We start from the raw sequence: 19307 nt of genomic DNA, 5'->3' as shown, positions 1-19307 counted from the left end.
CGAGCTTTTATTGACTCAATTCGAATACAAAGTAATTGATATCACCACGGTACTTCGAAATTGAATATTCTATCGGCAGATGGTCATCTGAAAATCCTTGGGTATGGAAATAAAACAATGGATCATCTTCAGCGATATCTAATAAATCACTAATTGTTTCATCAGCTTTTATTACTTCCAATTTCCGTGTAACTGTTCTGATGGGATGTCCCATATCTTCAAACACTTGATACATTTTTTCTTTAGTAAAATCAACCTCTTGAAATTGTGGAAACAATTTATAAGGAATATAACTAATCACTAATACGATTGGCTTTTCTTCTGCATAGCGCAATCGAGTTAATTTATAGACTCGTTCCCCTAATTCCAATTTAAGATTTTCAGCTACTTCCTCATTAGCTGTTGTCTGCAGAAAATTTAAAATCTTTGTTTTAGGAATAATTCCCTTACGGTTCATTTCAGAATCAAAACTTTCGATCACATGAGTAAACTCTTGTTGTATCTTTGGTTTTTTAACGATAGTTCCTCGTTTTTTACGTTTTTCTAAATAACCTTCATCTACAAGAGCTTGTACTGCTTGACGAATAGTTGGACGACTCACCTGATATCGTTCTGCTAATTCTAGTTCTGTTGGAATCAATTGATTTTCTCTATATTCACCAGTCTTAATTTTTTCCAGTAAATCCGCTCGAATTTTTTTGTGTAATGGAACTTTCATACTACCTACTCCTCAATTATTCATCTGCCCAATATCTCTTAGGTGTAGCTAAAACTGCCTCAACAAACTCTGGTAATTCACAGTACTCATTTTTCAATAAAACAATACTTTGGCCTGTATAACAAGTCGTTTCGTTGATTTTCAACTCACCAGCTAAAATCGTGAGAACACTTGCGACATCTGAATTATTTTTTACAATTTGTTTACCACTTAGATGTTGAATCGTAAATTCACGTTGCTTGACTGTTTCACCCATTTTAAAAGTTTTTTTCTCCACCTTTTGTTCTGGATGAAGGGTTCCAATTGCCTTTTCAACATGCAAATCACGTTTTTTACCATCTTTATCTTTTCTATCATAGTCATAAAACCGATATGTAATATCAGTAGACTGTTGGATCTCATAAACTAACGATCCTTTCGTTAGTGCGTGGATTGTACCTGAAGGGATATAAACTAAATCATTTTTTTCCACAGGATATTCTTTAAGAATATTCATGTACTGATTTTCTTTTGCCGCCTCCAAGATTATAGATTTTTCTGGAATTTGTTGTTCCGCATAAATCCACCCATTTTCTGGTGGTGTAATAAAATACCATGCTTCACTTTTTCCATAAATCTTTTTCTCTACACTCTGTGCATAATCATCGGTTGGATGAACTTGAATACTTAAGTTTTCATCGCATGCTGTAAAAGAAATGATTAAGGGGTAAACTTCACCATTTTCCAACCCAAATATTTCTGGTTTTTCCTCAACCAACATTCCAAATGTTTTTTCTTCACCAACAATTTGGCAATCAACACCCTCAACACCGCTTGCAGAATAGACTGAGCCTATTTTCTCAATTGGTCGTTCCCCATGATATTCATGTAGGCGTGGTGTCCCCCAAATACGTTCTCGTGATTCTGGTTTCAAAATGTACATGATCGTCCTCCTAAATAGTTTAACATTTTTATACAAATAAGACGCGTTTCTATAGAAACACGTCCAACTATCTTAAAATACTCCAATCACTACTCCCACTGCAGAAATCAATGTTAATACAAGAATAACCTTTGTTGCTGTCATTTGTTTTGAAGTAAGTAAATACCACGCTAATAATACCATAGCCAAAGGTAAAATATTAGGAAAAATCCCATCTAAAACGTCTTGTAACTTTTGGACTTCGTCTCCCATAGGAATTTTGATTGCCGTTGTTAACATGATATTAGAAGCAGCCAGTCCTCCAACAACCATAACTCCCAAGATGTTAAAAGCATCAGTGATTCTCTTTGCATTTTCTCCAATAATAGCATCTATTGCATTAACACCTAGACGATATCCATTCATAAAACATAGATACGAAATCAAAGGCCCAATGATTCCATAGCTGATAATGTAAAAAACTGGCCCTAATGCATTCCCCCCTGCTGCTAACCCCATGGCAATAGATAATAATATTGGAACGATGATCCCTTGAATTATTGAATCTCCGATACCAGCTAACGGGCCCATCAGTGTTGTTTTTATATTTATTGGCATTTCTTCAGGCACATCTCTACCTAATGCTATTTCTTCTTCCAGAGAAGCAACAATCCCATTAATCAGCTGTCCCGTTTGCGGTTCCGTATTATAAAACATAGAGTGCCTTAGAAGTAAACGACGTTTAGCTTCTTTATCATTTTTATAATATTTTTCAGCAAAAGGTAAATATGAGTACGCCCATGCATGAGCTTGTAACTTTTCGTAACTCATTGAAGATAGATGAGTAAAACCCCAACGTCTCCATATCTGACGCAATTCTTTTTTAGTCAATCGATTTTCCATTTATTTTACCTCCTTAAAACAAGTCATCATCTTCATAGGCAGCATCGCTCTGATTACCAACAGTAGCTGTTTCCGTTACTACTTGATCTTTTCTGCTAAGCTTTTCTGTACTTAAATAAACAATATAAGCCACCATTGCTGCAAGAAATACCAAAGCAATCATATTCAATTTTGCGAAAGCCATTAAAACAAATCCCGCAAAGAAAAAGACCAGATGGATTTTTTCTTTAATTACGATCCCCATCAACATTGCAATCCCAAGAGCTGGTAAGTTGTAATCTGTGGATATACAATATGATTCATTACAATCCCTTGGTTATTCACATCTTCTGCAGCTTTTTGAGCTCTTCTATTCCAAAAAGAATACAATGCCATTCTAGTATTATAAAAAATTAGACCGAATGTTTGACCAATCAAGATTGATAAGGTCACCGCTACTGCAGGTTCTCTAGTAGTTGCTAACGCCAATCCAATACCACCATAAGCTGCATAAGTAATTTCACTATTTGTAGCACCACCGGTAGACAAGTTTGCAATAAAAACAGCTTGAACTGCTAAACCACATAAAACACCAGCTTTAATATCTCCGAAAGCAATACCTGTTAGAAGTCCTGCAACTAATGGTCTACCGACAACGTAGAAACCGCCGCTCATACCAAATAACCATGGGCTTTCAATAGCTCCTAAATAACAGAAAATACCAGTCAATAATGCAGGTAAAAACAAACCCCCATCCATGCTTAATCCCTCCTACAATCTTATTTTTTTGTTTCATTTGAATTATATCTTTTAAGAATTGCAAACTATTTAGTCAATGAGTCATATTTAGCTTTCATTGTTTTCCAAGATTTTATTTCATCATCAGGTAAAAGTTGAAAGCCGATATCTATCCCATGTTGACTCATATACTCGAATGCATCATAATCTTTCGCATCAATAGCTACAGTTCTACCAAGTACCACTGCACCTTCACGGGTATTCATAGGTCCGACATTCAGCTTGCCTCCAAAATCAACTCCCAAGCGAACCAATTCAGCAAATGTTTGGGGCGAATTACTAATTAAAAAGAAATCTTTTTCAGAATTTTTCCCCTTTGGAATACTGGTAATAGCTTGTTCCGTAGTATAAACTCCTAGCTTCAAATTGCCTGCTGCCGCTTTTAAAACTTTTTTCCGTAAATCATCTCGAGCAATATCATCTCCTACCACCAAAATCCCTTGAACAGATCGACTTTTTGTCCATCTCGTGGTAGTTTGTCCATGAATCACGCGATCGTCGATTCTTGCTAATGTAATTGTCATGTTATAAATCCTCCCAGCATAATTTTTAAAATTCTAAATCATTTTCTATCATGGAACCATTGTCTGCTCCTTCGATACCTAAAAGACCTGCTTGCAATGCTTTGTTATACAAAATCTCTAGATTATCGTTGAATAGATTTATTCCTACTTCAATAATCATTGGTAAATTCATTCCTGCCACTACTCTTACACGTTCTTCATGGGTTAGATAGTATTGATATGATTCATTGTACGGTGTCCCTCCTTTAATATCTGTTAAAATCAAAATTTCTTCCGACTCAAGTTCTGTCAATACTTTGTTTAGCCGGTCGGAATAATCTTTTACCCCTTCTTCAGTTAAACTAACCGCATAAAAATTTTCACTTTCACCAGCAATCATTTGATAACTCTTTAAAATACCATGACAAAAATCACCGTGACTAGTTACAATTACTTTCATAATCTCCACCCTTTATGTAATTACATTTAATACCATATCACAATGATAAACTTTAAAGAAAGCGTTGTCAATCAAATATATCAGCAAATTTTTTAAGTTGACAAGAAGATATTTTTGCTTTAACATCCAATATGTAAATACATATACAGGAGGAAATCTAATGGAGTACACTATTGATCAACTATCCCGCTTTATTGACCACACAAATTTAAAACCTTATGCTACAAAAGAAGATATGCTTGTTTTATGCACTGAGGCAAAAGAGTACCATTTTAAAATGGTAGCTATAAATCAAGTTCAATCGCAAGTATGTCATGAAGCCCTTGCTGACACTGATATCAATGTAGGTGCGGCTATAAGTTTCCCTTTAGGCCAAACTTCTATCAAAGCAAAAGTTGCTGAAACTCTCGATGCAATCAATAACGGTGCAAATGAAATCGATTATGTGATAAATCTCACTGAAGTTAAGGCAAAAAATTGGGATTATTTAAAAGATGAAATGGAAAAAATTGTGGCAGTGTGTCGACAGTACAATGTAATTTCAAAAGTTATTTTTGAAAACGCTTATTTAAGTGAAGACGAGAAAATCACTCTCTGTCATATCGCCAAACTCGTGAAACCAGATTTTATCAAAACCTCAACTGGTTTTGCTCCTACAGGGGCAACTATTGAAGACATCAAACTAATGAAAGAACATGTTGGATCTGAAGTTAAAGTTAAGGCTGCTGGAGGTATTCGGGATGCTGATACATTCAAAAAAATGATTGCATCTGGTGCTGAGCGTATCGGAACTAGTTCAGGGATTACTATTATTGAGGACTTAAAAAAGGAAGCTTTAAATGGAAATATTTCAATTTAAAACGTTATAAAAAGGTTCTGATTGTTAATTTTAAACAATACGCTTTAACTTATCTCTTTGAAATAAACCTTAGTAGATACAATTAAAAACTAAATTCTCAAACTCATTTTTGTTACTATATTTCAAACTTTTTTGTTAATCAAAAATCTTATATCAAAATACAAAAGACTCGCCATGATAGGCAATAAAGCTTTATTGTCTCTATCATGGCGAGTCTTTTATTATTTTATACACAGTATTTGTTCAATAAACTGCCACAAATTACCTCTTATCTGCTGTATAACTCTCTCCCCACCGCTGGATATATTCCACGCACTTTTCCAGCTCATCATAAATCGTTTGATCTCTTTTGATAAGGAAGAATTGTCGTCGATAAGCCTCATTCAAACGTTTATAAGGAATTTCAGATGCGGTACGTTCAGAGATGATTGAACAGCCGAATCCTTTGCGCAGAAGTTCTACGATGATCTCATTGTTCTGAATCTCCATGACGTTCTCACTGATATTTTGTTCTTCCAAGAAACGTTTTGTATAATAGTAGACACCAGAAGACGGTTCCCGTACAAGCCACGGACCTTTTTCAGTATCACCGGCTAACACCATTTGATCTTCCACAAGAGAAATACGAGTAATATTCGCTGCCGATAAAGGTTTTTCAATAAAGCCGATATCAACGGTATGACGTTCTACCGCTTGCAAAACTTCCAGCGAATTCATCATCTTCACACTGAATTGGATCTGAGGAAACTGTTGGTATAATTCGATCAACAGATCCGGCAATAAATAGGTAGCAAATGTATGGGAAGCGCCGATCACACAACGTACGATCCGTTGCTGGTTATTCTGGACCTCTCGATATACCTTTTCCCAATCATCCATCAGATTCACCACACGCTGGTAAAGAATATCTGCCTGCGGGGTAACATTCACTTCTTTTCGACCGTTACGAACGAAAAACTGTGTTTGAAATTCATTTTCTAATTGTTTGATCTGCGCCGAAACTGTCGGCTGTGAAATAAACAGGATTTCCGAAGCTTTAGAAAAACTTTTCGTTTCGTAGACCACTCGGAATGTTTCTAACCACTTGAACATGCAATCAATTCCATCATCTTTTTCTATTTAAATTATTATATCAATAAATAAAAGCTATCAAAACATCTAGTATAATATATCGTATGTTATAAAAGGGGAGAAATCAATGAATTTATCAATTATTCGCAAAAAGACAGAAATCAAACTGATTTTACCAGGATTGATTTTAGCTTTCGCTGTCGCTGTCGTTTCAAAAGGACTTGCACTGATTTTCCCTAGTTTGGGTGGCGCAACCATCGCCATTTTATTAGGGATCGTTTTAGGAAATACTTTATTCAAGCAGAAATCATTGGCACAAGGAACAAAATTCGCAGAGAGCCGTTTGCTGGAATACTCTGTCGTTTTACTTGGCTTCACAGTCACCTTTCAAACGATCCAGCAGATGGGATTCAAAGGATTGATCTATGTCCTGCTGATGATGACCACTGTCATTTTCAGTGCCTATCTCATTGGTCGTAAATTGGGATTCAATGAAAAAATGGCACTGATGATGGCAGGCGGCAACGCAGTCTGCGGGTCCTCAGCTATCGGAGCGATCGCACCTGCTATTGACGCTGATGACGAAGAAAAAGGCCAGATCATTACACTGGTCAATTTATTAGGAACTGTCATGATGCTGACACTGCCGTTTTTAGGACTATCACTTTTCGGCAGCAATCTTTTAAGGAAAAGTGCATTGCTAGGAGGCACACTGCAATCAGTAGGACAAGTCGTCGCTGGCGCAAGTTTGTTGGATGCTGAAACCGTCGATTATTCTATGTTGTTCAAAATCACTCGGATCATTTTCTTAGTGATCGTAGTCTTTGCCTTCGAGAAAAAAGTCCAAAGCTCTTCGCCTCAAGTGGCATCTGTCAAAAAGAAAAAAATTCCGATCCCTTGGTATGTACTGGGCTTTTTAATTTTCTGCGTATTAAATAGTTTTGTTACTTTGCCGGCTATTTTTAATGAATCCGCCCATTTTATCAGCACTTGGTTTGAGACTACTGCTTTAGCTGCAATTGGACTAAGGTTGGATTTTCGAAAATTTATCAAAGAAGGTCCGCGCTTTTTGATTTATGGACTCTCAGTCGGTGCTTTTCAAACGATCGCAGCAATCCTCTTCATCTCTCTACTGCATATTTAATTCTCATAATAAACATTTTAAAAAACTATCCGAATACTGGAAGATCCTTCCGTTGCATTTTGTAGCGAGTCCTGCTGGATGCAGGAAATGAATTTTCCAGTGATCGGTTTTTTTGTTTCTACAGATCACCGTCACTTGCCCTCCTTGTGAAATGGTCATGGCTATCATTGGTACCCTTTGAATCTGTATTTATTTGTAAAAAAAGCCGGCGTATTCGCCGGCTTTTGACTTTATTCAAATGATTAACGGTGGATATAAACCAAGCCTGAAGCACTTATTGTTTCAGTATTCGGTCCATAAGGATTAGAGAATCCCATACCGCCTTGTGTGATCGTAATTGTATTGTTTGAAGCATTGTATGATTGAACGTAAGCTACGTGACCATACACAGGATCAGCATTCCAACTACCAACACTTTGTCCGCCAGCAAATACTACGACAGCGCCTGCGGCTGGAGTAGAATCTACTCGGTAACCGTCAGCTTGTGCTGATGCGCCCCATTGAGCGCCATTGCCCCAGTAAGTACCTACCCAAGGTGCTACGGATTTAACATAATACGTACATTGACCTGGTGGATACATGTTGCCTGAATTGCTGTGGTCTTTCCCACCTCCAGTAGTAGCTCCATTAGAAATGGTTGATGTATTATCGTTTCCGCTATTGCCGTTATCGTTGCTATTGTTGTTATCAGCAGGTTCTTCGGTTTTAGCAGGTGTTTCTGATTGTTGTGTGTTAGCTGGTTTTGATACAGTCGTTTTGCTGCTTTCAGTTTGTTCAGTTGTTTCAGTATTGGTTGTTGCTGCTTTTTTAGCTGCTTCTTGAGCTTTAGCTGCTGCTTCGGCTTGACGAGCTTCTTCAGCTTTGCGAGCTTCTGCTGCACGTTTTTGTTCAGCTAGTACGCGTGCACGTTCAGCTGCCGCTTCTTCTTTTTGTTTGTTTAATTTTTCTTTGTCTTTTTCAGCTGTTGCTTGTTCAGCTGCTAAGTTTGCTTTCATCACATTCAAATCAGCTTGTTTTGAAGCAATCGCATTTTTTTCATCTTCTAACTGGCTTTGGTTAGCAGTAAGAGCCGCAATTTTTTGTTCGTTTTCTTTAACTTTATCTTCAACTTTTTGTTTATCTTGTTTTTGTTGTTCTACTAAATCATTATTTGCGTTAACGATCTTAGTCATTGCTTGAACACGACCGATAGCATCTGTCAATGTGTCAGCATCTAAAACAGCGTCGATGAAGTTTGTGCTTTGACCGTTGACTTGAACGTCACGAGCTTGTTTTTGGATCGCTTCTTCACGTTTAGCAATGCGGACTTTCAATTCAGCGATCGTATCTTGCAATTTAAGCGTATCATCAGTCAATTTTGCTTGTTGTGCTTCTAAATCTTTGACTTTTGCTTCTACAGATGCGATATCTGCTTCCAAAGCTTCGATTTGTGCTTGAGCATCTGCTTGTTTACCCTTTAATTCGCTGATTTTTTTATCTTGTTGTTCGATTTTTTGATCGATACTATCTGCTGCGGCTAAAGTTGGTGCAGCGACTGCTGTTAGTGTTAATGAACATACCATTAATGCTGATAGCAAACTTTTCTTCACTGTTTTTCCTCCGAATAATACGTTTATGGTTAATAAAAACTTAAATGAGTATAAGAATTTCTAAATTCTTTTTTTCCGACAAGTGAATTCTAACACAAGGATATTTCATCCAGATAAAAGAAATGTTACAAAAAAATTTCATTTTTGAAAATAAATGTATGAAAACGAGTTATTTTAATATCTTTATAATCTCATTGCCATAAAAAAAGCTGACGAACAATCGTCAGCTTTTAGTTATCCTTCAATTTGTTTCGATTACATACGTACCGCAAAATCTGGTGCATAGTAAGAAATTGATTGGATCGTTACTGTTTGTCCAAAAGTAGGTGCGTGAACGTATTGTCCACCGCCGATATAAATCGCTACGTGGTGTGTAGAGCCAGGTGCGCCCCAGAATAATAGATCGCCAGGTTGTGCTTGGCTAACTGGGATTCTTGGTCCATTTGATTCTTGTGGTACTGTCCAACCGCCGACTTCACGGTTTGCTGCATTTTTATAAACATACCAAACCAGACCGGAACAGTCAAAACCAGAAGTTGTTTTTCCACCCCATACGTATGGGATATTCATTGTTGCCAATTGTTTTGCTAAGCCGACTACACCACCGCCTGTTGGTGCAGGGATCGCTGGAGCTGGAGTTGGTTTAGCAGGAGTTAAACTTCCTTGGTTATTGGTATTACTTTGACTTGGTGTCGTAGCTCCACTATTATTATTGCTATTGTTATTGCTATTGTTATTACTATTGTTATTTGTATTATTGTTTGTATTGTTATTAGTATTGTTGCTTGGTCTTGTTACTTCAGTATTGCTTGATCCGCCAGTATTAGTATTTGCACTTGGCGCGCTGCTTTCTTCTGTACTGCTTAGTTGTGTTTCTTCAGAAGATGCTTCTGTTGAAGTATTTGTTTCAGACGAAGCTTCTGTTTCTGTAGCTTGTGTTTCTTCTGATTGTTGTGCTTCTGATTGTTGTGCTTCTGATGGTTGAGCTTCGGCTGCTGGAGCTTCAGAACCTTGTGTTTCTGTGACTGCTTCTGATGCTTGTGTTTCAGCCACTTGTGTTTCAGAACTTTGTGCTTCTGCTTCAGCGGCTTCGCGAACTGCTTGCGCTTGTCTTTGTTGTTCTTGGACGCGAGCTTGTTCTGCTTCTGCTTCTGCTTTTTGCTTGTTCAATTCAGCTTTGTTGCTTTCAGCAGTTGCTTGTTCTGCTGCTAGACTTGTTTTCACGACATTCAAATCAGCTTGTTTTGCTTGAAGGTCGCCTTTTTGAGATTCTAGCTCAACTTGATTAGCAATGATTTCTGCCGCTTTTTTCTCATTTTCAGCTTTCTTTTCTTTCACAGCTTCTTGGTCAGCTTTTTGTTGTTGAACCAAGTCGTTGTTTGCTTTCACGATCGTCGTCATCGCTTGAACACGACTGACAGCGTCCGTTAATGAATCAGCGTTTAAAACGGCATCGATAAAGTTAGTACTTTGTCCGTTGACTTGAACGTCACGGGCTTGTTTTTTGATAGTAGCTTCGCGTTTTTCGATACGCGCTTGCAAGGTTTCGATATCTTTTTGTAATTTTTGAGATGCTTTTTGCAGTTCAGCTTGTTGTTTTAGCAAACCTTCCGCTTTTGAATTGATTGAAGCAAGTTCTGCTTCCAACGCGTCGATTTGCGCTTGGGCGTCCGCTTGTTGGCCTTTCAATTCATTGATTTTTTTATCTTGTTGTTCGATTTTTTGATCAATATTATCTGCCGCCGCGGCCACACTTGGAGCTGCAACTGCTGTAAGCGTTAAGGAGCATACCAATAATGCTGATAACAAACTTTTCTTCACTCTTCATTCCTCCGACTGGCTTTATTTTTCCTTTTTTTTAGTAAAAAATTAATCTAACGTAAGAAATTCTAAATTTTCTTTTACGATAAATAAATTGTACCATAGGGATATGTCAGCCAGATAAAAGAATTGTTACAGGGATGTTTCATTTCACCCGTTATCTATAACAAGTCTTTAGACAAAAAAAGCCTTCAAAAAATTACTCGATAACGAATAATTTTTTGAAGGGAAATATAAAGATTGCAAACACGATCATATTCATCAATAAGGTAGGTCCTAAGAATCTTGTGATGAAGAAAGTTCCGTTGACGCTGACTAATTTGAACAATAATTGGATCCCCAATGTCGCTAACTCAAAGCCAGTGATCAGGATGATCAAGCCAAAAAACATGGTGAAGATATTACGATACAATGCTTTTGACATTCCATACATCACCCACACCAAAATCGGCAAGGCCACTGCATAGATGCCCAGCACACCAATATAATACAGGTCATAGATACACCCCAGAACTAATGCGGTGATCACCATATACCGTTTTGGTAATGCCCGACAGCCGCACATCAATGCCAAGATCAAAAAGTGGAACTTAGCGACATAGGCATCTTTTGTCCATACTTCGATCAAACGGGTCGCCTGCCCATCCACCAGCATCATGAAAAAGAAGAAAGGGATCGCGTAATATTTGACATTCTCTTTCATCCGCCTATCCTTCCTTTACCATTCGTTTAACGATGGTCACAACGGAAAGATCATACATTTGCGCATAAGGTTTCACGTAGACTTGTCCGCCAAGACCGAAGCTATTGGATTTCATTTCCATCACTGTACCGATCGGCAAGTCCGCTGGCGAATTGCCCCCAAGGCCAGATGTTTGAACCACATCGCCGGCTTTCAATTCTTGATCGCCGGTCAATTGATCTACCACCAAAGCACCGATCTTTTCATCGTAATCATTCATCACGCCGAAAGATTCGCCGCCTTCGCTAGAGATCCGCACTGGGAAATGATTGGAGTTCTGATTTTCCGATGTCAGCAATTCGATTTTAGAAGAAGCCAGATTGACTTCGATGACCCGACCGATCAAACCTTTTTGCGACATTACCGCCATATTGGTTTCGATGCCGTCTTTTGACCCCTTGTCCACCACCAGCATGTCCTGCCAAGAATTCGGTGAACGGGTGATGACATTCGCAGTTACTTTTTCATAGTTGGTCAATGTTTTGTTCAGTTCTAATTCTTCTTTCAAAGAATTGATTTCGCGTTGGTAATTTTTATTCTTTTGTTCCAGCTCGTCATAGCTGTCGATTTTTTGTTTCAAGCGTTCATTTTCACTATATGTTGTGAATAAGTTATGGACGGAATTGGCGCTGTTTTCCACAAAACGGATCGGCGCGGAAATGACCTTATCAACGATCCCCACACTATCGTTGACAATGGATTGAAAAAAATTGGTTTTGGTTTCAGAGGCGCGTTTCGCCGCTGTCACACTCAACACAGTCACCACAAAAATAACTAAAATCAATGTGATGATAATATTTTTATTGGGATTAAACTTCTTCACAAGGACACCTCAACTAATTTCAGATAGTATTGATTTTACCACTATTTCACCATAAACAAAAGACAAGTACAGACTCTTAAGCTTTTTTTTGCAAATCCAGTCAGATGGATTTTTTTACAGAAAAAAACTCAAAAATATGTCCTTGTCTTTTCGTTAATCATGGCTTTGAATCACAGCGACGATGCCTGAATCAAAGGCGATCTGCGCCGTTTCTGTTAAAAATTCGTTGCTGGCAAATGAAGTTGGTACAGCAACTTGATGATTCAATAACGTGTACCGGCTGCCAGTCAGGGTCAGATGATCCACCGGAGTCAAACAGCAATAGGCTAAATAAGTCATTCCCGGGATCTTGCGGATCACATATTCTCCCGGTGTCAGATAGCGCAGATGATTTTGCCGATCCGCTAATGTCAGTTGCGATAAAAACGGCGCGAACCGCGGCTCTACTCCTAGCCAAAGATTTGCCAAAAAGTGATCCAAACGGCCGCCGGTAGCTCCGATCAGCAGGATCTCCGCTTTGGGGAATTTTTCCAAAGCCGCCGCTAAGCCTAATTGAGTATCGGTATCGTCTTTTTCTGCCGGCGAGCGTTTGACTTCTTTTGCCGCATCAAAGACTGTTTTTTGTTCACTGGGAGAAAGAGAATCAAAATCTCCTACCGCCAGATCTAATGGATAACCCTTTTCCAACAGATACAAACTGCCGCGATCGATTCCCACATAAAAATCATACTGATCTTCTAAATGCGGCCAGTATTCCGGTTTTCCCCCGGCAACCAATAATACTTTCATTTACGCTAACGCTTCTTTCAACGCTTGGATCTGTTTTTCAGGATGTTCGCTGTTGTAGATGTAGGATCCTGCCACAAAAACATTGGCGCCGGCTTCCTGACATTTTTTAGCGGTTTCCGGTACGATCCCGCCGTCGACTTCGATATCGTAATGATAGCCGTTTTCTTCTTTCAATGCTTTCAGTTCCGCGATTTTTTCCAATGATTCTTCAATGAATGATTGACCGCCAAACCCTGGATTGACCGTCATCACCAGCACTTGGTCTGCCATTGACAGCACATGTTTGATAGCGGAAACTGGCGTACCGGGATTCAAAGTCACACCGGCTTTGACGTTTTGTGATTTGATCAGCTGCATTGCCCGATGGATGTGGGGAGTAGCTTCTACGTGGACAGTAATGATATCCGCGCCGGCTTTAGCAAAAGCCTCGATATAATTTTCCGGATCAACGATCATCAAATGGCAATCTAGCGGCAATTTTGTGATAGGTCGGATCGCTGAGACCACATTTGGTCCTAATGTAATATTTGGTACGAATTGACCGTCCATCACGTCCACATGGATATAATCCGCGCCATGTTTTTCGACAAATTGGATATCTCGTTGCAAATTGGCAAAATCAGCACTTAAAATCGATGGGGCAATTTTCATCTTATTAATCTCTCCTTTTACGATAAACCGGACGCCGGTTTTCGATCTCTGCTAAAAATTGTAAATAATCATCATAACGGGTCTGAGCGATCTCGCCGGATTCGACCCGTCGTTTGACTTCGCATTGGGGTTCTTTGGCGTGCATGCACTCCCGAAACTTGCATAGATGGGATGCTTCGACAAATTCGGGGAATTGTTTGGGCAGCTGTACAGCTTCCATCTCCAAAAAGTCGATGGAACTAAATCCTGGCGTATCAGCGACAAGACCTCCGGCAATCGGCAGTAATTCTACATGGCGGGTGGTATGCTTGCCTCGTCCTAATGAATCAGAAATCTCAGCAGTCGCCAATTCCAGCTCTGGCACGATCTTGTTCAAAAGTGTTGATTTGCCAGCACCTGACTGGCCCATAAAGACACTTATCCGTTTTGGAAACAATGCCTTCAGCTCATCTAAACCGTCTTCTGAGGCGATCACCACATACCCGATTTTTTCATAGAGCTTTTTGACCGTTTCAGCCAAAGATTTATCTGCCAACAGATCAATTTTACTCAAATAAATGATTGGCTCGATCTCATTGTATTCCAGCGTGACCAAGAAACGATCCAACAGATTGAATGAAAAATTCGGCTCCACCATGCTGGCTACCACGATCCCTAGATCGACATTCGCTACCGGCGGACGCACTAATTCGTTTTTTCTAGGCAATATCTCCAGCAAATACCCGTCAGTCGGATTGCTACTTTCAAAAACTACTTCGTCGCCTACCAGCGGCGTGATCTTGCGATTGCGGAAATTTCCCCGCGCCCGCGTCTGATAGACTTCGCCTTCTGATTCTACATAATAAAAGCCGCTTAAAGCTTTTCGGATTTGTCCTCTCAAAAACATCCCTCCTCGGACTCATTTTAACATAACTTTTCGGATTTATCCGCTGATGGAATAAGACAAGCGAGTTTATTTCAAATAGATGTAAATACTTTACTTTTTTTAAAATAACAATTAATGAACTATGGATATTTTTTCAACTTAGACTCCGACTCCCATCCTTAAAATAAAAACATCGAGGCGAGCATGATCGTTCGGCCACGATGTTTATTATTTCTGCTAATTTACTTTTCAGATAATTTTTCTCATAAGAAGAAATCAACGTTGCTGATTCAGAGATTACTGTTAGAAAAGCGATCATTTTGCCACATTATTTTATGTAAAATGATCAACTCTTATTCTCAGTTTTCCTCTTTAATAATACATATCAAAAAAATTTTATTAATCAGCTTTTTTACGTAATATGATTTGTTGGTCTTGTTTAATTTGTTCTATCTCCGCATTTTTTGGAAGAAACACTTGAAGCTCTGTTTGTTTAGGTTTCGTCAATCCGATACGAAAAGCAGGAACTGTACTGTTTCCAAGCAGCTTGACCATATACAGATTGCCAGGAAGTTTCTCAAAAATGATTTTTCCCTGTCCATCAGAAGTCGCTTGCATTTTACGACCATTACGTTGTTTCGGCAGTTTGCCTTTGCGATCCAACAATTCCATAGTTATACCGCTAAGTGGACGGTCGTGAGCATCTCGCAAATAAAACGTTAAATCAAATACTTTCTTACGTAAGCGATAAATCTGAAGACTGCGATAGAGCAAATAAAGTAAGAATAAAATCAACAGTATCATTCCCGCTAAGATGAGCCACTGCATCCATTCACGCTTTTCTTTCGCTGCTTCAGAAGCTTTCGCTATTTCTTCAGTATACGGCACTCGATGCCCGCGAACCAACAAGCGATGGGAGTTGATCATATATGGCGTACAAGTAACCAGCGTCACCAAATCTTCCCCTTCAAAGATCCGTAAATCTTCTGTTTGATTTGGTTCGACTGTTTTGATTTGGTTCACTTCATAGGCTAATTTCTCTCCCAAGATTTCCAATACAAATAAATCTTCTTTTTGTAATTTAGGCAAATCCGTAAATAATTGTCGTTGGGGCAATCCCCGATGAGCAGTCAAGACTGAATGAGTGCTGGGACCACCAGTAGGATATGATGTACCTTGTAATACAGTTGCTCCCCGATCCAATAAGCGATCATTCGTGGTATCAAAAATCGGCATTTGTGCATTGATTTTGGGAATCGTCAATGTCCCAATCATATGTTTTTCTAAATAGCTTTGAGTTGTATTTTTTTTCCCGCTTTCACCTCCAAAAGGATCCGCACCAGGACTGGCTCCGTTTTTAGCTATACGCTCGTTTTCTTCCAGCATCTGTTCACGCCGTTCTGCTTCTTGGATCGCTCTTTCTCTTTCAAACTTTTCTATCATTCGCTGATCGAGAATCCCATTGATAGCATCTGAATAAAACGGATAGAGAGCGGTCAAACAGCCCAAAAGGAAGATGATGATCATAAATATTCGAGTGATCAGTTGTTTTTTTACTCCTTTTTTCATTTGTTCCGCCTCCTTTTCAAATAAGATCCTAGTTTAATCAAAGATTTTCACTTAACTTTCTTGTTACCTAAACGTTCTTTACTCAAAAAATAATTTTTGCCTTCTTTTGCTTTGATTACTTTCAAATGCCCTCTTTTCGTTATTATTTTGAATTGAGGATCTTTTATATGCCAGACCTTAGCTTTGATTTTAAAGGAATGTTCCTTTTCCTTACCTAACTGGATACGATAAATATTTCCCGGTATTTCGCCAAAATCTACTTTCCCATCAGATTGGCTTATTACAGCGGGCACATTATCCATTGGTTTTCCTCTTCGATCCAATAAAGTGAACAGCTGTCCGGATTGAGGTACTTGTTTATCCGTCCAGTAAAATTTTAGTTGATACAGTCGTTTCGTACTTTGATAGTAAACAAATTTGCGCCAGACCCAATAGAAGAAGATAAGCAAGAAAACGATCATTAATGTACTTAAAATAATCAAACGTATATTGTGATAGTTTTTAGTGCGCTGGATTTCTTCTGTCATCTCTTCTACATACGGTATCCGGAAACCTGTCACTAGCAATCTATGGGTGTTGATCATATATGGTGTACAAGTAAGCAATGTCACCAGATCTCGTCCTTCTTGTATCACTAAACTATCGATCTCATTTGGCAGTACAGTTTTAAACGATTCTACTTCGTAAGCCAGCTTTTCACCCACTATTTCAATGTAGAAATGATCGCCTTTTTTCAACTTATCCAAATCTGTAAATAGTTTTTTTTCCGGCAGTCCACTGTGACTGGTGATCACTGAATGAGTACTCGAACCGCCGATAGGATATGACGTTCCTTGCAAAAGGGTGGCCCCTTTATCTAACAAAAGGTCATTGGTCTCATCGAAAAGCGGCAGACTGACATTGATTGCAGGTATATAAATAGCACCTAATGTATGTTCTTCATAATAAGATCTGTCAGGATCTTTTACATGCCCTACTGCTTCTTCAAACGGGTCTTCCACCATGCCCATTCCTGGGATATTGGTTGATTTTTGTATCTCTTTGTTTTTTTCTTCCAGTTCACGCAGCTGTCTCTTTTGTGTTTCGGCGTTTTTTTCTTCATATATTCGTTGATAGTGTTCTATTTTGCGTTGATCCAAAAAATTATTCAATGAATCTACGACAAATGGATAGGAGAAAATCATGGCCCCCGCCAGAAACATCAGCGCTATGAATAATTTTAGAAAAAGATTGATTTTATCTTCTTTTTTAGCTTTCATTTTTTTCATAACGGGCACCTCCTTTTATGTAGTGATCGCAAGGGGATATAAAGTAGATTCCCTTGCGATTGAACTCGAGCAGGGACCAAAATCACTATGATCTTCGTCCCTGCTCATGAAGCTATTGTTATATGTTGATATTAAACTTCTGCTTGTTCTTTACTTTTTTTGTACCACAGGTAAGCTCCAACCATCAGACCAGCACCGATCATCAAGAAGGCATAGATCCCATTGCCCCCAGTTGAAGGAAGACCACCCTCTGGACGGTTACCGATAGCAAGAGGATCAGCCGGAGTCAGCTCAGTTGGATCTGCATAGTAACTGTAAAGATTAACCTCAAACGGTGTCCGTTGTGTAATAATACGGAACCCTGCTGGTGCTTCAGTTTCTTCCGCGAAGTAAGTCATACCTGTTCCCAATTCAGAAGAGTAAGTCATACCTTCTACTGCAAAAGCACCATCTGATCCTGAAGTAAATACCGTTGCCTTTTCAAGTTCACCCCATTCAATTTTGCCATCATCCGTGAAGAATGCATATTCACGCGTTCTGTCAGTATCATTATTTAAAGCAGATGCTGTACCACGTCCGATGACAAATTTCGCTCCTGGCAATGCCGCGCTAGTTGCAGCGTTTTGTTTTAAGAAGCGGCGACCACCAGTGGTTACTGGAGGAGCATCGTCTGTATCTTGATATGGTGTTCCACGATGGTTTACATTGATATAACCATCATTATCATAGAAGAAATCAGGTTCTGCTGTGTCATTCAGATACATCGTGTAAGTAATCGTTAACGTTTGACCTGCATACGCTTTTAATGCAGTTGCTGTTGCTTGTGAAGTAAGATCACCAGCTGTGGCAGATAAGTTGAAGTCTAAACTAAAGCCGTTGCCTCCAGTTGCAGGAGACACTGTGTAATGTCCGCCTTCACCTTTATCTTCTACTAATGTTACATTACCACTTGCATTTGTAATACTTTTGATGCCGACAAAAGTTAACTCTGGATCAGCCACATCTCGGATACCAAATGCTTGATAACTTGTTTTTACTCCCTCTGCATCTGTATAGGTTTGTCCAATATTATTTGGTACACGGAACTGGATCGCATAAGTGATCTCTTGACCAATTTCAAATGGAAGTGCACCTTCCAATTTAGACTCATCTATAATGTTGCCATCTTCACCTACAATCCCTTTATCAAATCCTTCAGTAATTTCATTTTTCGGGTAAAGGATGATATGTTCAAGCTCAGTTTCTTCATCCTCAACCGTCGCATATACTGGTAATACCAATACTAAGTTTGCGGCACGTGCAGAAACTTGTGTTGGACTATCTGTCTCTACAAACATGTAGACTGCATCTACGGTTCTCTCCTCATAAGTAGCAGTTGCCGGAAGTCCTTCGAATATTAGGATTCCGTCAGCATCGGTCACCCCTTCATGAAGTGGTGCTTTAGCTTCCAAATCTGGATCCGCTGCTAATGCTTTTTGTGCATCTGCTACGGTAGCATTAGGATTGTCCGCTAGATAATCGTAATATTCTTCTGTGGCATCGACAACTTTGAAAACAGCTCCTTTTAATCCGTCAAAATCTTCAAAATAATCCATCTCTAGTCCAATATTTGGTCTAAGCTCTGGTACTTCCTCAAATTGCTTTTTCCGCAACTCTACATTGACTGTAGCACCCTCACTATCTTCAGCAAATGCGACATTACCCATGCTGAATGCTCCCAATAGTAGCGGAAGCATCATTAGCACTGAGGCAAAAATGCCCCAAATTTTCCGTCCTTTTTTCATGTTTAATTCCTCCTCTTAAAATCGCTTCCTTTTTTTATTTTTTTGAACTAAAGGGGAGGTCTTCCCCTTT

18 protein-coding genes and 1 pseudogene are annotated in these 19307 nt (G+C 39.0%); 2 read left to right on the top strand and 17 right to left on the bottom strand.

Annotation, left to right across the window (positions count from 1 at the left end; all coding sequences use genetic code 11):
• Positions 1 to 7: 7 nt before the first annotated feature.
• From EFB00_RS06840 to EFB00_RS06815, 6 genes and pseudogenes are all read right to left on the bottom strand, one after another.
• On the bottom strand, positions 8 to 718 hold the full coding sequence (locus EFB00_RS06840) for a GntR family transcriptional regulator (RefSeq protein WP_122646115.1): 711 nt from the start codon (positions 716 to 718) through the stop codon (positions 8 to 10).
• Positions 719 to 734: 16 nt separating this feature from the next.
• Complete coding sequence (locus tag EFB00_RS06835) at positions 735 to 1640, bottom strand: class I mannose-6-phosphate isomerase (protein WP_122646114.1); 906 nt, start codon at positions 1638 to 1640, stop codon at positions 735 to 737.
• 72 nt (positions 1641 to 1712) lie between these two features.
• Complete coding sequence (locus EFB00_RS06830) at positions 1713 to 2522, bottom strand: PTS system mannose/fructose/sorbose family transporter subunit IID (RefSeq protein WP_122646113.1); 810 nt, start codon at positions 2520 to 2522, stop codon at positions 1713 to 1715.
• A gap of 13 nt (positions 2523 to 2535) precedes the next feature.
• Positions 2536 to 3260, bottom strand: a pseudogene (locus tag EFB00_RS06825) (PTS sugar transporter subunit IIC).
• A 65-nt stretch (positions 3261 to 3325) separates the two neighbouring features.
• Positions 3326 to 3823 (bottom strand): PTS sugar transporter subunit IIB, encoded by a 498-nt coding sequence (locus tag EFB00_RS06820; RefSeq protein WP_122646112.1) that lies wholly within the window; start codon positions 3821 to 3823, stop codon positions 3326 to 3328.
• Between the two features lie 25 nt (positions 3824 to 3848).
• The gene (locus EFB00_RS06815) at positions 3849 to 4262 is read right to left on the bottom strand and encodes a PTS sugar transporter subunit IIA (protein WP_122646111.1); all 414 of its coding nucleotides are present in this window, start codon (positions 4260 to 4262) and stop codon (positions 3849 to 3851) included.
• A gap of 160 nt (positions 4263 to 4422) precedes the next feature.
• On the opposite strand from EFB00_RS06815, the gene deoC reads away from it, so the two are divergent.
• On the top strand, positions 4423 to 5121 hold the full coding sequence (deoC, locus tag EFB00_RS06810; protein ID WP_122646110.1) for a deoxyribose-phosphate aldolase: 699 nt from the start codon (positions 4423 to 4425) through the stop codon (positions 5119 to 5121).
• Between the two features lie 261 nt (positions 5122 to 5382).
• Here the strand turns inward: deoC and EFB00_RS06805 are convergent, their stop codons facing one another.
• Positions 5383 to 6213: a LysR family transcriptional regulator gene (locus EFB00_RS06805; protein ID WP_122646109.1), complete on the bottom strand. Its 831-nt coding sequence runs from the start codon at positions 6211 to 6213 to the stop codon at positions 5383 to 5385.
• A gap of 106 nt (positions 6214 to 6319) precedes the next feature.
• On the opposite strand from EFB00_RS06805, the gene EFB00_RS06800 reads away from it, so the two are divergent.
• A complete protein-coding gene (locus EFB00_RS06800) occupies positions 6320 to 7336 on the top strand; it encodes a YeiH family protein (protein ID WP_122646108.1) in 1017 nt (338 codons plus the stop codon).
• 242 nt (positions 7337 to 7578) lie between these two features.
• On the opposite strand, the gene EFB00_RS06795 is transcribed toward EFB00_RS06800, so the two are convergent.
• The 10 genes from EFB00_RS06795 to EFB00_RS06750 all read right to left on the bottom strand — a co-directional run bounded on the left by EFB00_RS06795 (position 7579) and on the right by EFB00_RS06750 (position 19237).
• Positions 7579 to 8925, bottom strand: a complete 1347-nt coding sequence (locus EFB00_RS06795) for a CHAP domain-containing protein (protein WP_122646107.1) — start codon at positions 8923 to 8925, stop codon at positions 7579 to 7581.
• Between the two features lie 255 nt (positions 8926 to 9180).
• Positions 9181 to 10746, bottom strand: coding sequence for a C40 family peptidase (locus EFB00_RS06790; protein WP_122646106.1), 1566 nt, complete (start codon positions 10744 to 10746; stop codon positions 9181 to 9183).
• Between the two features lie 199 nt (positions 10747 to 10945).
• Positions 10946 to 11449, bottom strand: a complete 504-nt coding sequence (mreD, locus tag EFB00_RS06785) for a rod shape-determining protein MreD (RefSeq protein WP_122646105.1) — start codon at positions 11447 to 11449, stop codon at positions 10946 to 10948.
• A gap of 4 nt (positions 11450 to 11453) precedes the next feature.
• Positions 11454 to 12311, bottom strand: coding sequence for a rod shape-determining protein MreC (gene mreC, locus EFB00_RS06780; RefSeq protein ID WP_122646104.1), 858 nt, complete (start codon positions 12309 to 12311; stop codon positions 11454 to 11456).
• Positions 12312 to 12464: 153 nt separating this feature from the next.
• Positions 12465 to 13100: a thiamine diphosphokinase gene (locus EFB00_RS06775; RefSeq protein WP_122646103.1), complete on the bottom strand. Its 636-nt coding sequence runs from the start codon at positions 13098 to 13100 to the stop codon at positions 12465 to 12467.
• On the bottom strand, positions 13101 to 13751 hold the full coding sequence (gene rpe / locus EFB00_RS06770; RefSeq protein ID WP_122646102.1) for a ribulose-phosphate 3-epimerase: 651 nt from the start codon (positions 13749 to 13751) through the stop codon (positions 13101 to 13103).
• 4 nt (positions 13752 to 13755) lie between these two features.
• Positions 13756 to 14637 carry a ribosome small subunit-dependent GTPase A gene (rsgA, locus tag EFB00_RS06765; protein ID WP_122646101.1) on the bottom strand — a complete coding sequence of 294 codons (882 nt, stop codon included), beginning with the start codon at positions 14635 to 14637 and terminating at the stop codon, positions 13756 to 13758.
• Positions 14638 to 15015: 378 nt separating this feature from the next.
• Positions 15016 to 16185, bottom strand: coding sequence for a class C sortase (locus EFB00_RS06760; protein WP_122646100.1), 1170 nt, complete (start codon positions 16183 to 16185; stop codon positions 15016 to 15018).
• 47 nt (positions 16186 to 16232) lie between these two features.
• Positions 16233 to 17453, bottom strand: coding sequence for a class C sortase (locus tag EFB00_RS06755; RefSeq protein WP_122646099.1), 1221 nt, complete (start codon positions 17451 to 17453; stop codon positions 16233 to 16235).
• A 131-nt stretch (positions 17454 to 17584) separates the two neighbouring features.
• A complete protein-coding gene (locus EFB00_RS06750; protein WP_122646098.1) occupies positions 17585 to 19237 on the bottom strand; it encodes a SpaH/EbpB family LPXTG-anchored major pilin in 1653 nt (550 codons plus the stop codon).
• Between the last annotated feature and the right edge of the window lie 70 nt (positions 19238 to 19307).

Origin of the sequence: Enterococcus mediterraneensis, assembly GCF_900604485.1 — a bacterium.
Taxonomy (GTDB): domain Bacteria; phylum Bacillota; class Bacilli; order Lactobacillales; family Enterococcaceae; genus Enterococcus_C; species Enterococcus_C mediterraneensis.
Note: the sequence above shows the minus strand (reverse complement) of the source record. Positions and strands in the feature narration are given on the sequence as shown.

Bases quoted from the DNA above. Each gene is read 5' to 3' on its own strand.
- EFB00_RS06820 (WP_122646112.1), bottom strand. From the start codon at position 3,823: ATGACAATTACATTAGCAAGAATCGACGATCGCGTGATTCATGGACAA.
- EFB00_RS06755 (WP_122646099.1), bottom strand. From the start codon at position 17,453: ATGAAAAAAATGAAAGCTAAAAAAGAAGATAAAATCAATCTTTTTCTA.
- EFB00_RS06840 (WP_122646115.1), bottom strand. From the start codon at position 718: ATGAAAGTTCCATTACACAAAAAAATTCGAGCGGATTTACTGGAAAAA.
- EFB00_RS06805 (WP_122646109.1), bottom strand. From the start codon at position 6,213: ATGTTCAAGTGGTTAGAAACATTCCGAGTGGTCTACGAAACGAAAAGT.
- rsgA (WP_122646101.1), bottom strand. From the start codon at position 14,637: ATGTTTTTGAGAGGACAAATCCGAAAAGCTTTAAGCGGCTTTTATTAT.
- rpe (WP_122646102.1), bottom strand. From the start codon at position 13,751: ATGAAAATTGCCCCATCGATTTTAAGTGCTGATTTTGCCAATTTGCAA.
- EFB00_RS06750 (WP_122646098.1), bottom strand. From the start codon at position 19,237: ATGAAAAAAGGACGGAAAATTTGGGGCATTTTTGCCTCAGTGCTAATG.
- EFB00_RS06760 (WP_122646100.1), bottom strand. From the start codon at position 16,185: ATGAAAAAAGGAGTAAAAAAACAACTGATCACTCGAATATTTATGATC.
- mreD (WP_122646105.1), bottom strand. From the start codon at position 11,449: ATGAAAGAGAATGTCAAATATTACGCGATCCCTTTCTTCTTTTTCATG.
- EFB00_RS06835 (WP_122646114.1), bottom strand. From the start codon at position 1,640: ATGTACATTTTGAAACCAGAATCACGAGAACGTATTTGGGGGACACCA.
- EFB00_RS06815 (WP_122646111.1), bottom strand. From the start codon at position 4,262: ATGAAAGTAATTGTAACTAGTCACGGTGATTTTTGTCATGGTATTTTA.
- EFB00_RS06830 (WP_122646113.1), bottom strand. From the start codon at position 2,522: ATGGAAAATCGATTGACTAAAAAAGAATTGCGTCAGATATGGAGACGT.
- deoC (WP_122646110.1), top strand. From the start codon at position 4,423: ATGGAGTACACTATTGATCAACTATCCCGCTTTATTGACCACACAAAT.
- EFB00_RS06775 (WP_122646103.1), bottom strand. From the start codon at position 13,100: ATGAAAGTATTATTGGTTGCCGGGGGAAAACCGGAATACTGGCCGCAT.
- EFB00_RS06800 (WP_122646108.1), top strand. From the start codon at position 6,320: ATGAATTTATCAATTATTCGCAAAAAGACAGAAATCAAACTGATTTTA.